Source organism: Alteromonas sp. 38 (assembly GCF_902506055.1).
GTDB classification, from domain to species: Bacteria; Pseudomonadota; Gammaproteobacteria; order Enterobacterales; family Alteromonadaceae; genus Alteromonas; species Alteromonas lipotrueae.
Genome location: NZ_LR733300.1, coordinates 3,913,502 through 3,931,552, shown reverse-complemented (window position 1 = coordinate 3,931,552; position 18,051 = coordinate 3,913,502). Strand labels below are relative to the sequence as shown.

The 18,051-nt window shown below is 43.2% G+C and carries 14 protein-coding genes; 8 read left to right on the top strand and 6 right to left on the bottom strand.

Annotated elements, in window-relative coordinates; all coding sequences use genetic code 11:
• Nucleotides 1–2: 2 nt before the first annotated feature.
• The 4 genes from FLAVO9R_RS16945 (at nucleotide 3) to FLAVO9R_RS16930 (ending at nucleotide 5,735) form a co-directional block, all read left to right on the top strand.
• On the top strand, nucleotides 3–758 hold the full coding sequence (locus tag FLAVO9R_RS16945; RefSeq protein ID WP_159533246.1) for a TIGR04219 family outer membrane beta-barrel protein: 756 nt from the start codon (nucleotides 3–5) through the stop codon (nucleotides 756–758).
• A 693-nt stretch (nucleotides 759–1,451) separates the two neighbouring features.
• Complete coding sequence (locus FLAVO9R_RS16940; protein WP_159533244.1) at nucleotides 1,452–3,278, top strand: assimilatory sulfite reductase (NADPH) flavoprotein subunit; 1,827 nt, start codon at nucleotides 1,452–1,454, stop codon at nucleotides 3,276–3,278.
• Complete coding sequence (gene cysI / locus FLAVO9R_RS16935; RefSeq protein WP_159533242.1) at nucleotides 3,278–4,996, top strand: assimilatory sulfite reductase (NADPH) hemoprotein subunit; 1,719 nt, start codon at nucleotides 3,278–3,280, stop codon at nucleotides 4,994–4,996. The genes FLAVO9R_RS16940 and cysI overlap by 1 nt, the downstream gene beginning before the upstream one ends.
• Complete coding sequence (locus FLAVO9R_RS16930; protein ID WP_159533240.1) at nucleotides 4,989–5,735, top strand: phosphoadenylyl-sulfate reductase; 747 nt, start codon at nucleotides 4,989–4,991, stop codon at nucleotides 5,733–5,735. Before cysI ends, FLAVO9R_RS16930 begins: the two co-directional genes overlap by 8 nt.
• 66 nt (nucleotides 5,736–5,801) lie before the next feature.
• Here the strand turns inward: FLAVO9R_RS16930 and FLAVO9R_RS16925 are convergent, their stop codons facing one another.
• Nucleotides 5,802–6,602 carry a TIGR03899 family protein gene (locus tag FLAVO9R_RS16925; protein ID WP_232370689.1) on the bottom strand — a complete coding sequence of 267 codons (801 nt, stop codon included), beginning with the start codon at nucleotides 6,600–6,602 and terminating at the stop codon, nucleotides 5,802–5,804.
• Between the two features lie 247 nt (nucleotides 6,603–6,849).
• On the opposite strand from FLAVO9R_RS16925, the gene FLAVO9R_RS16920 reads away from it, so the two are divergent.
• The gene (locus FLAVO9R_RS16920) at nucleotides 6,850–9,084 is read left to right on the top strand and encodes a bifunctional diguanylate cyclase/phosphodiesterase (RefSeq protein ID WP_159533237.1); all 2,235 of its coding nucleotides are present in this window, start codon (nucleotides 6,850–6,852) and stop codon (nucleotides 9,082–9,084) included.
• A 4-nt stretch (nucleotides 9,085–9,088) separates the two neighbouring features.
• Here FLAVO9R_RS16920 and FLAVO9R_RS16915 read toward each other — a convergent pair whose 3' ends face one another.
• Nucleotides 9,089–9,667, bottom strand: a complete 579-nt coding sequence (locus FLAVO9R_RS16915) for a uracil-DNA glycosylase family protein (protein WP_159533235.1) — start codon at nucleotides 9,665–9,667, stop codon at nucleotides 9,089–9,091.
• A 115-nt stretch (nucleotides 9,668–9,782) separates the two neighbouring features.
• Here FLAVO9R_RS16915 and FLAVO9R_RS16910 point away from each other — a divergent pair, with 115 nt between their 5' ends.
• Nucleotides 9,783–10,097: a pyridine nucleotide transhydrogenase gene (locus FLAVO9R_RS16910; RefSeq protein ID WP_159533233.1), complete on the top strand. Its 315-nt coding sequence runs from the start codon at nucleotides 9,783–9,785 to the stop codon at nucleotides 10,095–10,097.
• Nucleotides 10,098–10,149: 52 nt separating this feature from the next.
• On the opposite strand, the gene sthA is transcribed toward FLAVO9R_RS16910, so the two are convergent.
• From sthA to FLAVO9R_RS16895, 3 genes are all read right to left on the bottom strand, one after another.
• Nucleotides 10,150–11,577 carry a Si-specific NAD(P)(+) transhydrogenase gene (gene sthA / locus FLAVO9R_RS16905; protein WP_159533231.1) on the bottom strand — a complete coding sequence of 476 codons (1,428 nt, stop codon included), beginning with the start codon at nucleotides 11,575–11,577 and terminating at the stop codon, nucleotides 10,150–10,152.
• A 169-nt stretch (nucleotides 11,578–11,746) separates the two neighbouring features.
• Nucleotides 11,747–12,874, bottom strand: a complete 1,128-nt coding sequence (locus FLAVO9R_RS16900) for an acyl-CoA desaturase (protein WP_159533229.1) — start codon at nucleotides 12,872–12,874, stop codon at nucleotides 11,747–11,749.
• Nucleotides 12,875–13,112: 238 nt separating this feature from the next.
• Nucleotides 13,113–14,432, bottom strand: coding sequence for a DsbA family protein (locus tag FLAVO9R_RS16895; RefSeq protein WP_159533227.1), 1,320 nt, complete (start codon nucleotides 14,430–14,432; stop codon nucleotides 13,113–13,115).
• Between the two features lie 323 nt (nucleotides 14,433–14,755).
• Between FLAVO9R_RS16895 and fabR the strand changes: the two genes are divergently transcribed.
• Nucleotides 14,756–15,376, top strand: coding sequence for an HTH-type transcriptional repressor FabR (gene fabR, locus FLAVO9R_RS16890; protein ID WP_159533225.1), 621 nt, complete (start codon nucleotides 14,756–14,758; stop codon nucleotides 15,374–15,376).
• A gap of 131 nt (nucleotides 15,377–15,507) precedes the next feature.
• Here the strand turns inward: fabR and trmA are convergent, their stop codons facing one another.
• The gene (trmA, locus tag FLAVO9R_RS16885) at nucleotides 15,508–16,602 is read right to left on the bottom strand and encodes a tRNA (uridine(54)-C5)-methyltransferase TrmA (protein WP_159533224.1); all 1,095 of its coding nucleotides are present in this window, start codon (nucleotides 16,600–16,602) and stop codon (nucleotides 15,508–15,510) included.
• 157 nt (nucleotides 16,603–16,759) lie between these two features.
• Between trmA and FLAVO9R_RS16880 the strand changes: the two genes are divergently transcribed.
• The gene (locus tag FLAVO9R_RS16880) at nucleotides 16,760–18,037 is read left to right on the top strand and encodes a DUF5610 domain-containing protein (RefSeq protein WP_159533222.1); all 1,278 of its coding nucleotides are present in this window, start codon (nucleotides 16,760–16,762) and stop codon (nucleotides 18,035–18,037) included.
• Nucleotides 18,038–18,051 lie beyond the last annotated feature (14 nt).

Here is an 18,051-nt window from a genome sequence, read left to right as displayed (position 1 = left end):
AAATGAAAAAGTGTCTTTTGGCAACCTTAGTAGGTTGTGCTCTTTTCTCCGCATCTTCACATGCAGACACAATTGCAGGGGTGTACGCAGGTGCACAAGTTTGGCAAACGGATACCAGTGGTGGTTTTGCCGATAGTTCGTCTACCGCTGATTTTAATTTTGATGATGAAACAAATACCGCGTTATACGTTGCATTTGAGCACCCGTTGCCATTTGTGCCTAACGTTAAGATAGGGCATACCACCCTTGATAACTCGGGCACGACTACGCTAAATACTAACTTTACCTTCGATGGTGATCTGTACACCGCAGAGAGCCAAGTAGATACTATTGTTGAGTTAGATGCGACTGACATTATTTTGTATTACGAACTGTTCGACAACGACCTAATTAGTTTCGATGTGGGCTTGAATGCTAAGTATATTGACGGCGCGTTCTCAGTTTACGATACCGCTAGCGACACACAGGGCTCAGGTGATTTTTCTGGTGTGATACCAATGGTGTATTCCAAAGTACAAGTTGGCTTGCCGTTTACGGGCTTAGCGGCTTATGCTGAAGGTAGCTATTTGTCGTTTGACGATCATGAACTGAGTGATTATCAAGTGGCAGTGACTTACTCGTTTATCGAAAGTATCGCGGTTGATATGACCCTTCAGGTGGGCTATCGCAAAGTGACAATGGATATTGAAGATCTAGACGATATCTACGCAGACATGGAATTTGATGGCGCGTTTGCAGGGTTAGAAGTCCACTTCTAATTGTTGCCAACATCTAGCTATTAAACAAAAAACCGACATGCGTCGGTTTTTTGTTTTTTCATGTCTGTACCGTTGCGCTAGTGGCCAAATTTAACTCTTATTCCTGCATCGGCGATGCGCCCAAAACCAGACGCTTGAATCAGGATTTTTCAACTTCATCGTGATGGGATTAATGTTCGTCATGCTCATCTTTATGCCACTCTTGATTCAATTGCACATCTGAATACTTAACTGTGTCAGCATGACTAGATGAAATTGCGCTAAGAAAGAACAGAATGGTTAACGAGGCGGTTGATCTAAAAAATGAAAATAGAGACGTAATGCAGCAATTGAAAAGTTTGGGTAATTACAGCATGTTTTGCCGTCGTAGTCTTAGTGGTTTTATACTTAAATTAACTTATTTATTAAGTGCTTAAATATTTTTACATTTAGCTAATAGAATGTGTGAGTCGAGCTCGTGGTTGCTTAAAACCTCTTTATTAATGCTTATTTTTTTGTTTTATAATTTATCAATTATGGGTAGGAAAGCAGATAAATACTATCAACCTGTTGTGCAGCCCACAGAAAATAGCCCTGTTTATAATTCAATACTCACTCTTAATCACTTTCAGTAATAAAAAAGTTTCATTTATTCTTTTCTCTTCTTGTAGAAAGTCGTTAGCCTTATGCCCATCGAATTAAGGCTAAAGAATTATGTCACAACAATCGAACAATCCATCGGCTACTGGTGCCGTATTAAATGAACAACAGTTCAATGCAATTACCCAAGCAATTTCTGGGTTAAACCGTGATCAACTGACTTGGATCAGTGGCTATGCTGCGGGTATGGCGGCTGCACAAGGCGGCGCCGTTGCGCCAACCGCTGCCGGTGCAGTAGCACCAGCGCAGACTGATGCCCCTACACTTACTATTTTATTCGGTTCGCAAACCGGTAATGCGAAAGGTGTGGCTCAACAGTGTCAGGCTAAAGCGGAAGAAGCGGGCTTTAACTCAAAGTTAGTTAGCATGGCAGATTACAAGCCTCGTTCGCTTAAAGCTGAAACCCATGTTGCGCTTTTTGTTAGCACCCATGGTGAAGGCGATGCGCCAGATGATGCAATCGAGCTGCATGAATTTGTTAGCGGCAAGAAAGCACCTAAATTAAGCAACACCAAGTACGCGGTGTTAGGGTTAGGTGATAGTAGCTACGAATTCTTCTGCCAAACGGGCAAAGACTTCGATGAACGCTTAGGCAAACTTGGTGGTACCGAGTTAGTTGCGCGTGCCGATTGCGATGTTGATTATGAAGCGCAAGCTGAAACGTGGTTGAATGACTTAATCGCTTCTCTTAAGGATGACTTTACTGCTTCAGCGCCTGTTGCCCAAGCACTGCAAACCGGCTCAGCCGTGCAAGGCGCACCTGAACAAGCGTATACCAAAAAAGCACCTTTTACGGCAACCTTGCTTGATGCTCAGAAAATTACAGGCCGTGATTCAGTAAAAGACATTCGCCATATTGAAATTAGCCTTGAAGATTCTGGTATTACTTACAAAGCGGGTGATGCATTAGGCGTGTGGTTTAAAAATGCGCCAAGTCTTGTTAATGCATTTATAGATACACTTTCTCTTGATGGCGATGCAGAAGTGAAGGTTGCTGACGCAACGTTGACGTTGCGTGAAGCATTAACCAGCAAGCTTGAGCTAACGCTTAGTTACCCTAACTTCATTAAAGCCTATCAAGCAGCTACTGGCTCTGAAAGCTTAGCCGCGATGATGGAAGATAAAGCGAAATTGCGCACCTACATGGCAGAGCGTCAATTGATTGATATTGTGCGCGACCATCCGGGCAGCTTAACGGCGCAACAACTGGTTGAAGCGTTTCGACCCCTAACACCGCGTTTATACTCTATTGCGTCTAGTCAAACCGAAGTTGAAGACGAAGTTCACCTAACGGTAGCTCACGTAGACTATGAAGCCTTTGGTCATCGCCACCAAGGCGGGGCATCTGGTTTTTTATGTGAATATTTAGAAGAAAACGGTGAAGTAGACGTGTTTGTTGAAAACAACGATCACTTCCGTTTACCTGAAGATGGAAATACACCGGTTATCATGGTTGGCCCAGGTACGGGTATTGCCCCTTTCAGAGCCTTTATGCAAGAGCGTGATGCACAAGAGGCTGAAGGTAAGAACTGGTTGTTCTTCGGTAACCCGCATTTCACGCAAGACTTCTTGTATCAAGTGGAATGGCAAGGTTACGTGAAAGACGGCCTACTAGATAAAATTACTTTGGCTTTCTCTCGCGACCAAGAAGAGAAAGTTTATGTGCAACACCGTTTGCTTGAGCATGGTAAAGAAGTGTACGAATGGCTTCAGCAAGGTGCACATTTTTATGTGTGTGGCGATGCAACCTACATGGCAAAAGATGTGGAAAATGCACTTATCAGTATTGTGCAACAGTACGGCGAAAAATCAGAAGCCGATGCTAAAGCGTACTTAGTTGAATTACGCAAAGCGAAACGTTACCAGAAGGATGTCTATTAATGAGCAATGAAAAATCACCATTTATCGTTGAGGGCAAACTGGCTGACAACGAGCGTTTAAAACGTGAAAGTAACAACTTACGCGGCACTATCGAAACTGATTTAAAAGACGATTTAACCGGTGGGTTCACGGCGGATAACTTCCAACTTATTCGCTTCCACGGTATGTATCAGCAAGACGACCGCGATATTCGCGCCGAGCGTGCTAAGCAAAAACTAGAGCCTTTGCACAACGTAATGCTACGTGCCCGTTTACCGGGTGGCGTTATTACCCCTGACCAATGGTTAGCTATCGACAAATTCGCTGCCGATCACACTATGTACGGCAGCATTCGTCTTACTACTCGTCAAACGTTCCAGTTTCACGGTGTATTAAAGCCGAAAATCAAGTCGATGCACCAAATGCTGAATAAAGCAGGAATCGACTCTATTGCCACCGCTGGTGACGTAAACCGAAACGTACTTTGTACCTCTAATCCGGTTGAGTCTGCCTTACACGTTGAAGCATATTCGTGGGCTAAGAAGATAAGCGAGCACTTACTTCCAAAAACCCGTGCTTATGCTGAAATTTGGTTAGACGGTGAAAGAGTGGAAACTACTGAAAAGCCAGTCGAGCCAATCTTAGGTGACAATTACTTACCCCGTAAGTTTAAAACCACCGTGGTTATTCCACCACAAAACGATGTAGATGTTCACGCGAACGATCTTAACTTTGTGGCTATTGCCGAAAACGGCAAGCTGATTGGTTTTAACGTACTCGTGGGCGGCGGCCTTGCCATGACGCATGGCGATAAGAGCACTTTCCCACGTAAAGCCAGTGACTTTGGTTTTATTGGTTTGGATGACACATTAGCCGTTGCTGCAGCAGTGGTAACTACTCAGCGTGATTGGGGTAACCGTGTTAACCGTAAAAACGCTAAAACCAAATACACGTTAGAACGAGTTGGCATAGATAACTTTAAAGCCGAAGTAGAGAAGCGTGCCGGCGTGACCTTTGGCGACACTCGTCCATATGAATTCACAACCCGTGGCGATAGCTTCGGTTGGGTTGAAGGTATTGACGGTAAATACCACTTAACGTTATTTATTGAAAACGGCCGAATTTTAGATTATCCGGGCAAAACCTTGAAAACAGGGTGTGCTAAAATTGCAAAAATTCATACTGGCGACTTCCGCTTAACCGCGAATCAAAACCTGATTGTTGCAGGTGTACCGGCAGAAGATAAAGAAAAGATTGAAGCCTTGGCTCGTGAGCATGGCCTTATTGCGCCAGAAATTTCAAACCAGCGCCTTGATTCAATGGCTTGTGTTGCACTGCCTACCTGCCCATTAGCAATGGCAGAAGCAGAACGCTATTTGCCTGATGCGGTAACGGAACTGGAAGGCTTGCTAGCGAAGCATGGTTTAGCTGACGACAGTATTATTTTCCGTGTAACGGGATGCCCTAATGGGTGTGGTCGTGCCATGTTGGCCGAAGTCGGTTTAGTGGGTAAAGGCCCTGGTAAATATAATTTCCACTTAGGTGGCGATCGTGAAGGAACGCGTATTCCTAAAATGTATCGTGAAAACATCAGTGAAGAAGAAATTATGGCGGAACTTGATTCATTAATTGGCAAGTGGGCGAAAGAGCGTAACGGTAACGAATCGTTTGGTGATTATGTTATTCGCGCTGAAATTGTCGCACCCGTTGTCGATTCAGCTAGAGACTTTTATGAGTAATTCGACGCGACTTAATAGCAGTCCGTTAACACTTGATATCAGCAAGGAATCCCTTGCCGATATCAATGTTGAACTGGAAGAAATGAGTGCTCAAGACCGTGTTGCGTGGGCGCTTGAAAACTTACCTGACAGTCACATTGTGTCATCAAGCTTTGGTGCGCAATCTGCGGTTATGCTGCACATGCTTACCCAAGCTAAGCCAGATATTCCCGTAGTTTTAACGGATACTGGTTATTTGTTTCCTGAAACCTACAAGTTTATTGATGAGCTTAAAAGCGCATTGAATTTGAACTTGCACGTGTATAGCGCAGATATTTCATCTGCGTGGCAGGAAGCTCGCTTTGGTCGATTGTGGGAGCAAGGTGTTGAAGGTATTGAGCAGTACAACCGAATGAACAAGGTTGAACCTATGCAACGTGCCCTAAAAGACCTTAATGCTGGAACATGGTTTGCGGGTCTACGCCGCAGCCAGTCTGATACCCGCGGCAAGTTACCAGTGCTTCAAAAGGTGGGTAATCAGTTTAAGCTTTACCCTATAATTGATTGGAGCAACAAAGACCTGCACTATTATCTAAAAGAGCATGGTTTGTCATACCATCCTTTATGGGATGAAGGTTATGTATCTATTGGCGATTGGCATACCACACAATCTTTGCAGGAAGGCATGAGTGAACAAGATACTCGCTTCTTCGGGCTTAAGCGTGAGTGTGGGTTACACGAGTTCGGTGACGGTATCTAACATGTCACCTCGCTCGCTTAGCTTACTGAAAAAGCGGGCTGAAAAAGGCGGGGCTTAAATAGCGGGTTAATGGATGTTGAAGACTTCGCTTAATACGCCCTTAAGTGCCGATAGGTAAGCTGGGTTTTGTTTTCTTGGTACGAGCTTATAAAGCTCGCTTCCTACCGCGGTAAATTTAAAATACACTAGGGCCACACCTGGCTGCTTACTTTCCAAAGTGAACTGCTCGGCACCACAGCGCCATTTTGTTTGTTGGCCCTCTGCATATTCACCGCTTTCTATCTCACTGGCATAAAGTAGTTTCATATCTTGGAGCGCCAGTAAATCAGGATAGGAAAGGCCGACAGAGGCTAAATTTAACTGTTCTGGAACCGCACGTTTGAAAAATGAAAGTATGCCTTTTTTTCTATGAAAACCGACTAATATACGAGGGATGGTATCGTGTTGCCTTCTACTGGCTATACTGACGGCCTTCGCAAAGACTTTTGCGTCTCTGTGAGTAAGCAATTTCAACATCTGTAAGCTGCGAAGAGAAAAGCTGCCGGGTTTACTTACCTCAACGGCAAAAATCTTGCCCCAAAGTTCCTGCATTCCTGGGCTGTGGATCTCTTCTGCCATGTTGCTAAAGGCAAAAAACCAATCTGGATCAAGCCCATCATTTTCTGATTCGGTTATAGTTACATTTAGTGCTATATTTAAGACAGCCTGGAGGTTTGCGGCTTTTTGTAGTTCAATTATCTGCTTTCTTCGTTCTAACGTGTTTCGTTGGCTTTTTGGATCTTTCGCCATTGATGGAGAAATACCGACACGAGAGAACCAAGAGAGTATCTTTTGCCGTACAAAGTGCGTCGGTGTATCTTGCTGCACGTTTTGAGTGGCACTTTGGTTTGAATTTTCGTTACGGCTAGCCGGCGATGGTTCAGTAGGGCGCTTGGTCTTAGGAAGTGAGCTGGTATAAGGATCAGGGGTTATCTTCATTTTAATATGTAGATTGCCATTAAAAGCATAAACAATAGATTACCACTATTGCATTGCAGTATCGATTTAGCAATTCTGATAAACAGCATACAGACAAAAAAGTATGTATGAATCAGTGACGAGGGTTTAAGCAGTTATGTCGGCAACGGATTACGATAATGATGAACTTATCTTCTTAGATGATGATGGAAGTTCTGATATCGACACTACAATCTATAAGGAATGGAATATTCTCATCGTTGATGACGACGAGGAGATTCATACCGTTACGCGACTCGCGCTCTCCGACCTTATTGTCAATGACAGAAAACTTAATTTCCTTCATGCTTATTCGGCTAAAGAAGCCAAAACCCTGTTGCATGATTACGGCAAAACCATTGCTATCATTCTACTGGATGTTGTAATGGAAACTGACGACGCCGGTTTCGATGTTGTGCGTTATATTCGCGAATCTATGGGGCTAACCGAGCCACGTATTGTCTTAAGAACAGGGCAACCTGGTTATGCACCTGAAGAAGAGGTCATTAAGCTCTACGACATTAACGATTACAAAACAAAGACTGAGCTTACCCGCGCCAAGCTGATGACCACGGTTATCTCTTCTCTGCGCTCGTATCAGCAAATTATGACAATCAATCAAAACCGCGTTGGCTTAGAGAAAATCATTACCTCGTCGGCCAATTTGTTTGAAGAGCATTCGGTAAAAGGGTTTTGCGAAGGGGTTGTCACCCAGATTAGTTCGTTGATTGGATTGGATGCTGAAGGGCTAGTTTGCGCAAGGGCTGGTTCGGTTCTCGATAAAGACGACAACGGTGTGTATATCTTAGGAGCCGCTGGCGAATATGCTTCTTTTATTAATGAGTCTATCGATAACATTAATAACAGCGAAATTGCCGAGCAAGTAGTTCGTTGTCTTCGCCTCAAACGCCATATTTTCGAATCTGATTCATCTGTGCTGTATATTAACCGCTCCGGGTTTGAAGCGGCCGTTTACGTGAATATGGTAAGTGAAATTACTAGCCTAGATAAAAGCTTGTTAGAAGTGTTTTTATCCAGTATTTCGGTAGGCTATGAAAACGTAAACTTGTTTCACCAACTAAGAAACGCTGCCTTTAGGGATTGGCTTACGAGACTTCCCAACCGTAATGAATTTATCAATATGCTCGATAAGCCGCATATTTTTGCATGCGAAAACTGCTCAGTTGCGCTTATTGATGTAAATCATTTTTCAGACATCAACGATGGTTTAGGTCAAGAAGCTGGAAATGAGCTATTGCGTGCTATCAGTGATAGGTTTCAAGCGTGCTTCAATGACTCAGTAAAAATTGGGCGCATTGGTGCGGATGTGTTCGGGCTTATTGGCCCTTCGAATGTGGTTAACCCCGACAACATCAACTCATTGTTTCAATCGTCGTTTAAGGTGAGCGACCATACCTTGCCTGTCAGCGTGACGATGGGGCTATGTCAACTTGACGACAAACGAAATATTGGCTTAGAAATTTTAAAACGCATTAATATTGCGTTAAACCGCGCGAAAAAAAATATCAGCGATAACTTCGAGTATTTTGCTAAAGATATTGAAGACAAAACTACGTGGCGCCTTGAAATGATCCGCCGCTTACGCAGCGACTTCATGGCACGTAAGCTAGAGTTATGGTTCCAACCGCAAGTAGACTTAGGTAGCGAGAAAGTGGTAGGCATGGAAGGTTTGCTACGTTGGCCTGATGGGAAAAACGGCTATATTTCCCCCGCTGTGTTTGTGCCTCTGGCTGAGTATTCAGGTCTTATTGTTGATATTGGTGAGTGGGTACTCGAAGAAGCCTGCCACCGATTGAAAGATTTAAAAGAGGCTAATTTCGGCGACTTAAGGGTGGCGGTAAATATATCAATGCCTCAATTTAGAGATAGGTCGTTTGTTAATAAAGTGCTTGGCACTATTAGCACATCTAAATGCGATCCAAGTTTACTCGAGTTAGAAATAACAGAAAGTGTGGTAATGGATGAACCGCAAATTGTGATAGATGCCCTTAGAACGTTAAAAGAGCATGGTGTTGCCATAGCAATAGATGACTTCGGTACGGGATTTTCGTCTATGAGTTACTTGCAGCAACTTCCATTAGATCGCTTAAAAGTAGATCGCTCGTTTATTCGAGATATTGAACCCGGTAAGAGCGCAGTGCTTGCTGAGACCATTGTGACCTTAGGAAACAAATTAGGACTACTCACTATTGCTGAAGGGATTGAAACCAAGGAGCAAGCTGAGTATATGATTAAACTGGGTTGTAACGAAGCGCAAGGTTTCTTTTACGCTAAGCCCATGCCATTTAATGAATTGATGGATTACCTTGTATCCCAAAAAAACGCGAGCTAACGGTTCACTCAAGTAGTGGCGTTAAGCGTGCTACCACATGGGGTAAATATTCAGTTTCAAACCAAGGATGCTGTGCGAGCCAGCGGTTATTTCTACCAGAAGGGTGGGGCAGCACGGCAAACTTGTTATCACTGTTGTTTTTTATAGCGTTTGTTAGTGTGCGGTGCTTGGGCAAGTAATACTGCTGGGCATATCTACCTACAAGAAGAATTAGTTCTGGTTGAATGGCGTCTAACATCTTATCGTGCCAGGTGGGAGCACATTCTTTTCTAGGCGGCGCATCGGCCCCATTTTTGTAGCCAGGAAAGCAAAACCCCATAGGCATAATCGCTAATTTGTTTTCATCATAAAACGTTGTAATATCGATGTGTAACCACTGCCTTAGCCTGTCACCACTTTTATCACTGAAGGCTTTTGTCTTTTGATGTGCGATTAGGCCGGGCGCTTGACCAATTAGCACAACCTTCGCCTGTGGCCCAATTGAGAAAATTGGGTTTACGCCATAGGGGAGGTGTTCAATACACATTGAACACTGTTTTGCCTCTTTGACTAAATCCTCAAAATTAATTGCTGAATTGCTCATAATATTTCACTTTGTAATATTGCTGTCACATTTCCGTGATCCGATTTGACATTAAAACGTATATACATTATTATTAGATCATCGCAGTAATGAACTGCTGAACAGGAGAAAAACCATGCGTAAAGTAGTACTAGGATTAACCTTAATGTCCGTCTTTGGTATTGCGCATGCGGGCTCTGGCGAAAACCAGCTTTTCGATTGTATGGACGCAAAATCGTTCGAATTGAATAATGAATGTATAGCTGAGAACATCAACAACAACATTCATTTCCGTGATGCACAAACTGATTTGGTAAATGTTGCCAGCGAAAGTCTTGGAGACTACGCAACTGCAACAATGACATTCGACCAAGAAAAGATGCAGATCGATATCGTAGCACATAGAGATGCGCTTTCAGCGCTAAATACTCTGGCTGCCTACCGAGATTAATCGCACTAAAAAAACCGGCACTCAGTGCCGGTTTTTTTGTGTCCAAATTTCCCTAAAATATTCTATTGAGCCCGTTAATTGCTGCTACGCGATAAGCTTCGGCCATGGTGGGGTAATTAAATGTTGTATTCACAAAGTAGTCGATGGTATTCCCATCACCTTTTTGCTGCATAATAGCTTGCCCAATGTGCACAATTTCAGATGCACGCTCTCCAAAACAATGAATACCCAAGACCTTCTTAGTCTCTCTATGGAATAGAATTTTCAAGCTACCAACTTGTGTTGACGCAATCTGAGCGCGAGCCAAATGTTTAAATTGAGCTCTACCCACTTCGTAAGGGACTTTTGCGGCAGTAAGCTCTTGCTCGGTTTTACCAACCGAACTAATCTCAGGAATAGTATAAATGCCAGTGGGAATATCGGCCACGAGTGCGGTGTGTGTCGTTGCCCCTAACATTGCTTCAGCGGCAAATCGCCCCTGATTGTATGCGGCAGACGCCAAACTTGGGTATCCGATAACGTCTCCTACAGCGAAGATGTTGTCCACTTGGGTTTGGTATTTCTCATTCACACTGAGTTGCCCGCGATTATCTGCTTTGAGACCAATGGCCTCTAAACCCAACATGTCAGTGTTACCTGTACGGCCGTTGGCAAACAATAAGCAATCAGCTTTCATTCGTTTACCTGACTCTAGGTTCAATACTACACTGTCTTCTTTACCCTCCACCGACTTATAGGTTTCGTTATGCCTAATAAGCACGCCGTTATTCCACAGGTGGTAACTTAGCGCATCTGAAATTTCGGTATCAAGGAAAGACAGTAACCTATCGCGCATATTCACGAGGTCGACTTTTACGCCCATCCCTCGAAAGATACTGGCGTATTCAGACCCTATAACACCTGCACCGTAAATTATGATGGATTTAGGATCGTGATCGAGAGATAAAATAGTATCGGAATTGTAAATTCTAGGATGATCAAAATCGATATCTTTAGGCGTGTAAGGGCGTGAGCCGGTGGCGATAGCAATTTGTGCTGCTGTTAAAATATCTTTCGACCCATCATCACGGACAATTTGTAAGGTATTGGCATCTAGGAAGCTGGCTTCACCATGATACAAGTTGACACGGTTTCTATCATAAAAGGATGATCTAAGACGGGTCTGACTTTTTACGACACCACTGGCATGATGCATAATTTCTGCAAAAGTGAGGCTTCGGCTTAAATGGTTATCAGCAAAAAGGGGAGAGCTATTGTATTCAATTAAGCGGCTAACTGAGTGCCTTAACGCTTTAGATGGAATAGTACCCCAATGCGTACATCCGCCTCCCACCGCTTCGTACCTTTCTACTACGGCGACTTTCTTGCCAGCTTTAGCCAACTGCATGGCTACACCTTCGCCCCCAGGTCCTGTGCCAATAACAATGGCATCGTATTGGTAAGAAGGGGTTACTGGTTTGTCTTTTTGCTTTGTCGCCATAACTACATCCTATTTTTGAGTGGCCGCGCTTGTCGTAAAATAATTTCTACTAATATTCTACGTTACTGGGTTTGTAACACTAACTCTAGTGCTAATCGCCAAATAAACAAAACCCACATGTGCAAGGCGCATGTGGGTTCTTAAATACACTAGGGTGTAGCCAATAATTCTATGCGGCTTGCAGCGAAAGGCTTTGTAATTGAAGCCACTTTTCTTTCTGTAGGGCTAACGCATGCTTAAGCTCTTTGTACTTGTAGGTAAGCTCTAAGCCTTCTATGGTGCGCTTGAGTGATGTTTGTTTTACCTTCATCAAGCGTTTTTTCGCCGCATAGTAGTCAGACATACGTTGCATAAGTAACTCATACTCTTGCTCGATAGTGTGCATTAACTCTTCTGCATTTGGTAGTACAGATACTTGTTCGCTAGCGCGTTGCAGTTGCATGGCAGCTCTCGCTTTTTCAATACGCTCTTCAGGTACACGACGTAGGTTATGCGTTAGACCCACGTAAGACAGTCCGCGAATTAACCATTTTGTAGGATCGAATTGATACCAACGAATACCGTTGCGATAGTCATATTCAAAAATATGATGGTAATTGTGATAACCCTCGCCGAAGGTAAAAAACGCAAGCACGCCGTTGTCTCTGGCCGTGTTTGAATCAGTGTACGGCTGGTTTCCCCAGAAATGTGCTAAGGAATTGATAAAGAAGGTTACATGATGCACAAGTACCAAGCGCAATACGCCAGCCACTAAAATCATGCCTAGAATGTCGCCATTCAACCAACCCAAAAAGCCAGTAACGCCGAAGTTAGCAGCAAGAACGATAGGTAAATAGTAATTGTGTTGCCACATAACAACTTTATCTTTCTGCAAGTCTTTGCAGTTTCTATAGTCGTCATATCGTTTTTCCTGATACTCGCGGAGCATCCAACCAATGTGTGCAAACCATAAACCGCGTTTTGCAGAATAAGGGTCTTTTTCGTTGTCATCTACATGACGGTGGTGAATTCTGTGATCTGAACTCCAGTGCAAAATACTATTTTGCAGCGCCATTGCGCCACCTATGGCAAGTACTACGCGCACGACAATATTCGCATCATAGGTTTTATGTGACCACAGACGATGGTAACCAGCAGTAATTGACATACCAGTGAAATAAAATAAGAAAATCGCAGTGCCTATTTCCGCCCAATCAATTCCATGATTGATAACCCAAACAGGTACGCCAATAAAGGCGATGGCGCCGGTAATAATGAACACTAAGACATTCGTCAGGATAAGAGGTGGTTTTTTCATTTTCTACAACTCAGCTTACAACTGTGCGCTAATTTATCGTTTTATTGCTCATCAGGCAAGCAGAATGGACAGAAGTTCTGCTTACGTGTGTAAACTTTAATTATAGTAAGCTTCAAGAAATTGCCTACTACACTTTATGCTAAGGAAGTCTTATCGGTGTTTATAAACGAAATTATTGAATTACTTACATCGGTAGGCGCTTCAAGTTGGGGGAGTGGCCAATGTTATGCACTACCCATCACTGTTGCACCTTTATGCGGTTAAGGTTTTGCCGAATGGCATCTTCCATTACGAATAACCTATCTTGTCCCCATACCTGAATATCTTTATATCTGAAAACGGGCACACCCCAACTGCCTTTTTGGTAAATATCCGATTGGTTTGCAGTGACCTCTTCTTTCCAGTCAGTGTTGGCTAAGTGTCGCTTTGCCTCTTGCCAAGATAGCCCTGCGCCTTCCACTATTTTTTTCATTCCGCTGTCTTTATCTGCTCTAACACCGTGTGCATTTACCGACTTCGCAAACGAGAGTAAATAATCCAGATATTTATTATTCGCCCGAGCATAGGCTAGTAACGCATAGCATCGCTCTACACCTTCACCTAACGGATCGGCAAGAAACCCATATTCAATCCCCAGTTTCTGTGCCTCGCGTTTTGTGTCTAGAAAAATATAAATGGCTTTTTTAGGGGGAACATACAACCCACGCATCATCATCGGCAATACAGGTTTTACTTCAAGGGGAATACCGTAGTGAATGGTTAGTTTTACGGCCTGTAACAACGCAATATAAGAATAAGGGCTACGGGCAGACCAAAACAGGGTTAAAGGTTCGGCGCACTTTTTCGTATCTATCGAAAAATTGAGAGGCTGTAGTAGTGAAGTGTAGGTTTTATCAAATTCGATTTGAGTGTTGGGTTGTATGCCATAGCCTTCATCAATAAGTCGACGTTCTAAGTGATCAAGCCTATCTACACCCCAATACCATTCACCTTCGTAAAAAGTCGTGGCGGGCAGATAGTGACCTTTCGAGGAAAGCTGATGTAGGTGTGCTTCAAAGCGTTTTTCTAATGCCGCCTCATCAATGCTAGACGAGGCATCAATATGATTACCTTTCCAATAGGCAAGTAGCAATTCAGCAATGGCTGTCCATGAAGCGCCTTCATCTATTTTTTGCTGAACGGCACAGGACGCAGTAAAAACTGAGCGTGCTTGGTGGGTAATCTCAGTAGCAGAGCACGGAAAATGAAGATGGTAGACGTGGGCTAAATGCATCGCATCATTAATTGAATGCTTATTCCACATAGTTAATTCAGGAAACATCACTGGATCTGAATTGATAATGACGCGAGCTGTAATGGCTACGCGATACTTTTTTTCTAGTGTCGGTAATGCTTGAACAAGTAGGAATGAGTAGGGGTCATCTACTTTTATGAAAATTTCTAATTTAGGTACACCACGCCTAAAAAGGCGTGCACTAGAATAATAGCGGCGTTTAATACTTAGTAGCGTGTTACTCGAAATGAATCGTAGCACGTAGGGCTGAATACTTTTTTTCATTATTGGATCAGTTATTTTCGTTCATGTAGGCCGATAGTCCTATAACCCCATAGTCCAGCATTCCCACAGGAAATAATGAGATAAATTAATTCTGGCTAGGCACTCTAATAAAGTCCCAGTAATGCCTTACAGGAGAATAACGGCTACATGGTTAACAACTTGTTAAGAGTTGAATGTACAGTAACAACAGTTACTATAAAACGCTATGGAGATAATACTAAGTAAGTGCTAATACTGTTTATGCCTAGAGCCGAATTAATTTAAGCTTCTCCCCATAGGCACTCATGGGATAGACTAGTGAAGACTAACAAACTGGTACTATTGTGACTCGTCAGGAACAAAAGCTTAAAACCCGCCAAAATATCATTCATGCGGCATTCCTATTACTGGATGAAAATCGCAGTTTGTCTGCTATTAGTTTACGTGAAGTAGCGCGAGAGGCTGGCATTGCGCCAACGTCCTTCTATCGACACTTCAAAGATATGGATGAATTAGGGTTAACGCTGGTAGATGAAGCTGGGTTAGCCCTTCGCCAATTAATGCGCCAGGCTCGCCGTAGAATAGCTTCAGGTGGCGGCGTAATTCACACGTCAGTTGAAACCTTCATGGAGTTCATTTCAGCAAACAAAAATGTGTTTCGATTATTGTTGCGGGAACATACGGGTACGTCAGCGGCATACCGAATGGCGGTTTTTCGCGAAATTCAGCATTTTATTGAAGAGCTAACCGATTACATCATCGAGCAACAAGGCGTGGAGTACAATATTGCGCAGCTGCAAGCTGATGCGATGGTTAGGTTGGTATTTAGTGCAGGGGCAGAAGCGCTAGAGGCTGATACTAAGTTAAAGGTGGAAATTGGTGAAAGGGTTAAAGCCCAATTACGTTTCGTGCAATTGGGCGCAATGTCGAAGCTTTCATCAGAGACATCACCTGACCCAACTTAAGCGTTAGAATTTGAGCTTGCTGCGAAGCCCTCAAGCCATTTATATATGCCGTGAGCCGTCCTAAATAGCGTTGACACTTTTCAAAGCAGGTTTCAAAAGCATTGATAAAACCAATCAAATAAGGCCAAGCGTTACTTTCTGGTGAGTAACACACCCGCTTCAATATGATGGGTAAACGGAAACTGATCGAATAGCGCGGCATTTGCGACTTCATGAGTATCACAAAGCAGGCTTAAGTTTTCAGCTAAAGTTTCAGGATTACAAGAAATATAGATTATATTATCGTACCCTTGAATCATTTTTAATGAATCTACGCCTAACCCTGCACGGGGTGGGTCAACCAATACAGTGGTAAAATTGTATTCAGCTAAGTTGACACCTTCTAAGCGAGAGAAGGTTCTTTCCCCGTTCATTGCTTCGGTAAACTCTTCTGCCGACAATCTCACAATTTTCACGTTATCTAAGTGGTTTGCCGCAATATTGTATTGCGCTGCTTGTACCGAGGGCTTTGCTATTTCGGTTCCTATCACATTGTCAAAATGAACCGCCAATGGCATCGAGAAGTTCCCTGCACCACAATACATTTCTAGTAAATCACCGGTTAGGGGAGCAGAGCATTCAAGTGACCATTCAATCATGCTGCAATTTACTTCTGCATTAGGCTGGGTAAAGCTATTTTCAATATGTTTAAATTCAAACTCACGGCCATTAATAGGTAAGCGCTCTATAATAAAGTCGTTACCCACAATGCGCTTTTGCTTTCTAGCACGTCCAATAATACTTACCGCGGTAAATTGCGTAGATAAAAAGGTGCGAAGCAGTTCAGCTTGTGCTTCCCAAGCATCATCAAGTGGCTTGTGATACAGCAAGCTAATAACGAGTTCGCCGGATAGCCCAGTTAGATAATCAATTTGAAAAAGTTTTTTGCGCAGCAGCTCGTTTGGTTTTAGATAGTCTATTAATTGCAGCATTGCATTATTAATAGTTTCACTTGCTGGTGGAAACGTATCTACGCGATATTTCTCTTTAGAACTTTGATCGAACATGATGTGATAAAGATCGTCACCGTCGTGCCATACGCGAAATTCAGCTCGCATGCGGTAATTTTCAGGTTTAGACGGATGCACCGACAGGGTAGGGGCGTTAAACGGAGCTAGGAGAGTACCTAACCGATCCACTTTCTCATCGAGTTGAGCTTGATAGTCTTTTGCAGTGGTGGTTGTCATGTGGTTCTCCGAACATCATTTAAATAAGGCTGCGAATTGTAGTGCCTTATATTATATGTGCAACGGATAAAACTCACAGAACCAAAAATTTCGTATTAAAATTAAACAATACGTGATTGGTGCCGATAACTTGATTGAGGATAGTGAGGATCAAATTATGAACGTGAGTCAAATTAAGGCTTTCATGGGCGACCAGAAAGTGGATGAAAAGGCATCGGTTCACCCGAATGAAGCTATAAAGAAGCAGCTTCAACAGGAGGGTTTACAACAAGCAGCCGAGTTTACCAAACAGCATTCAGCAACGGTCACCGTGAATAGCACGCAAACCAGTATCGGCTTAAAGGTCTTCAGTGGTAGTTTAAGTCAAAATGTGGTTATTGATGGCAAGCGCCCGAATGAAAGCAAGCAGTCTGAAGACGGCGAAGAAAATAAAAGCTTATTCGATTTCGAGAAAGTCGCACGTAATGTACTTGGGTTCGTGACCGGTGTCATTCAAGGTGCTGCTGACGGTGGCGCTGATGACGATACCCTAAAAGGGTTATTTGGTCAGGCCCGTGAAGGCGTAAGTCGTGGCTTCGCTATGGCTGAAAAGGATCTCGAAGGCTTTATGAATGATGAGATTGAAGAAGGTGTTACTCGTAGCCGTGAAATGATAGATGGCGGCATCGACGATTTAGAACAGAATATCTTCAACCCTAATCCAGTGAGTGTGAGCGAGCTTAACGCGGTATCTGCATCTGATGCTAAATCAGGTAGTTTGCTTATTCGAACCAAAGATGGGGATGAAGTAAACCTTAGGTTTGAAAGTATCAGACAATTTAGTGCTGCTAGCCAGACGTCATTGTATATACCCGCAAATGACGACACCCAAGAGTCTAGTTCGAATACGGGTTCAGTTGTGGTGCAACAGTCCTCTCAATATGAATACTTTGAACGAAGTGGCATCAGCTTTTCGTTAAAGGGTGAAATCGATGAAGATGAAATGACAGCTATTGCAGACCTTGTGGGTGAAGCACAGGACTTAGCTGATACATTCTATAGCGGCGATATGGATAAGGCCTTCGAACAAGCGTTGAATTTAGGTTTCGATGATAAAGAGTTAGTTGGGTATGCATTGCAGTTAAACCGCACTACACAAACCGAAATGGTAAAGGCTTATGAGAACGTTAAGCATTATAGTGAAGAAGGTGAAGCTGAAAACCAATATGGCAATGTAGTTAGCCCAATCGCACAGTATCTAGAAAAGATGATGTCTACATTCGAAAATGCTGAGAATACTTTAAGCTCTGGAGATGACTATAATACCTTACTTGCGGGTATTATCAGTGAAATGAAAGATGTACAAATACCAGATTTAGTATCAGCTATAAATCGCTTCCATACGTTTAATCAAAACTTATTGAACGCAATGCCACAGCAAGCGGCTACGGAATAAAGAAAAAAACCTGG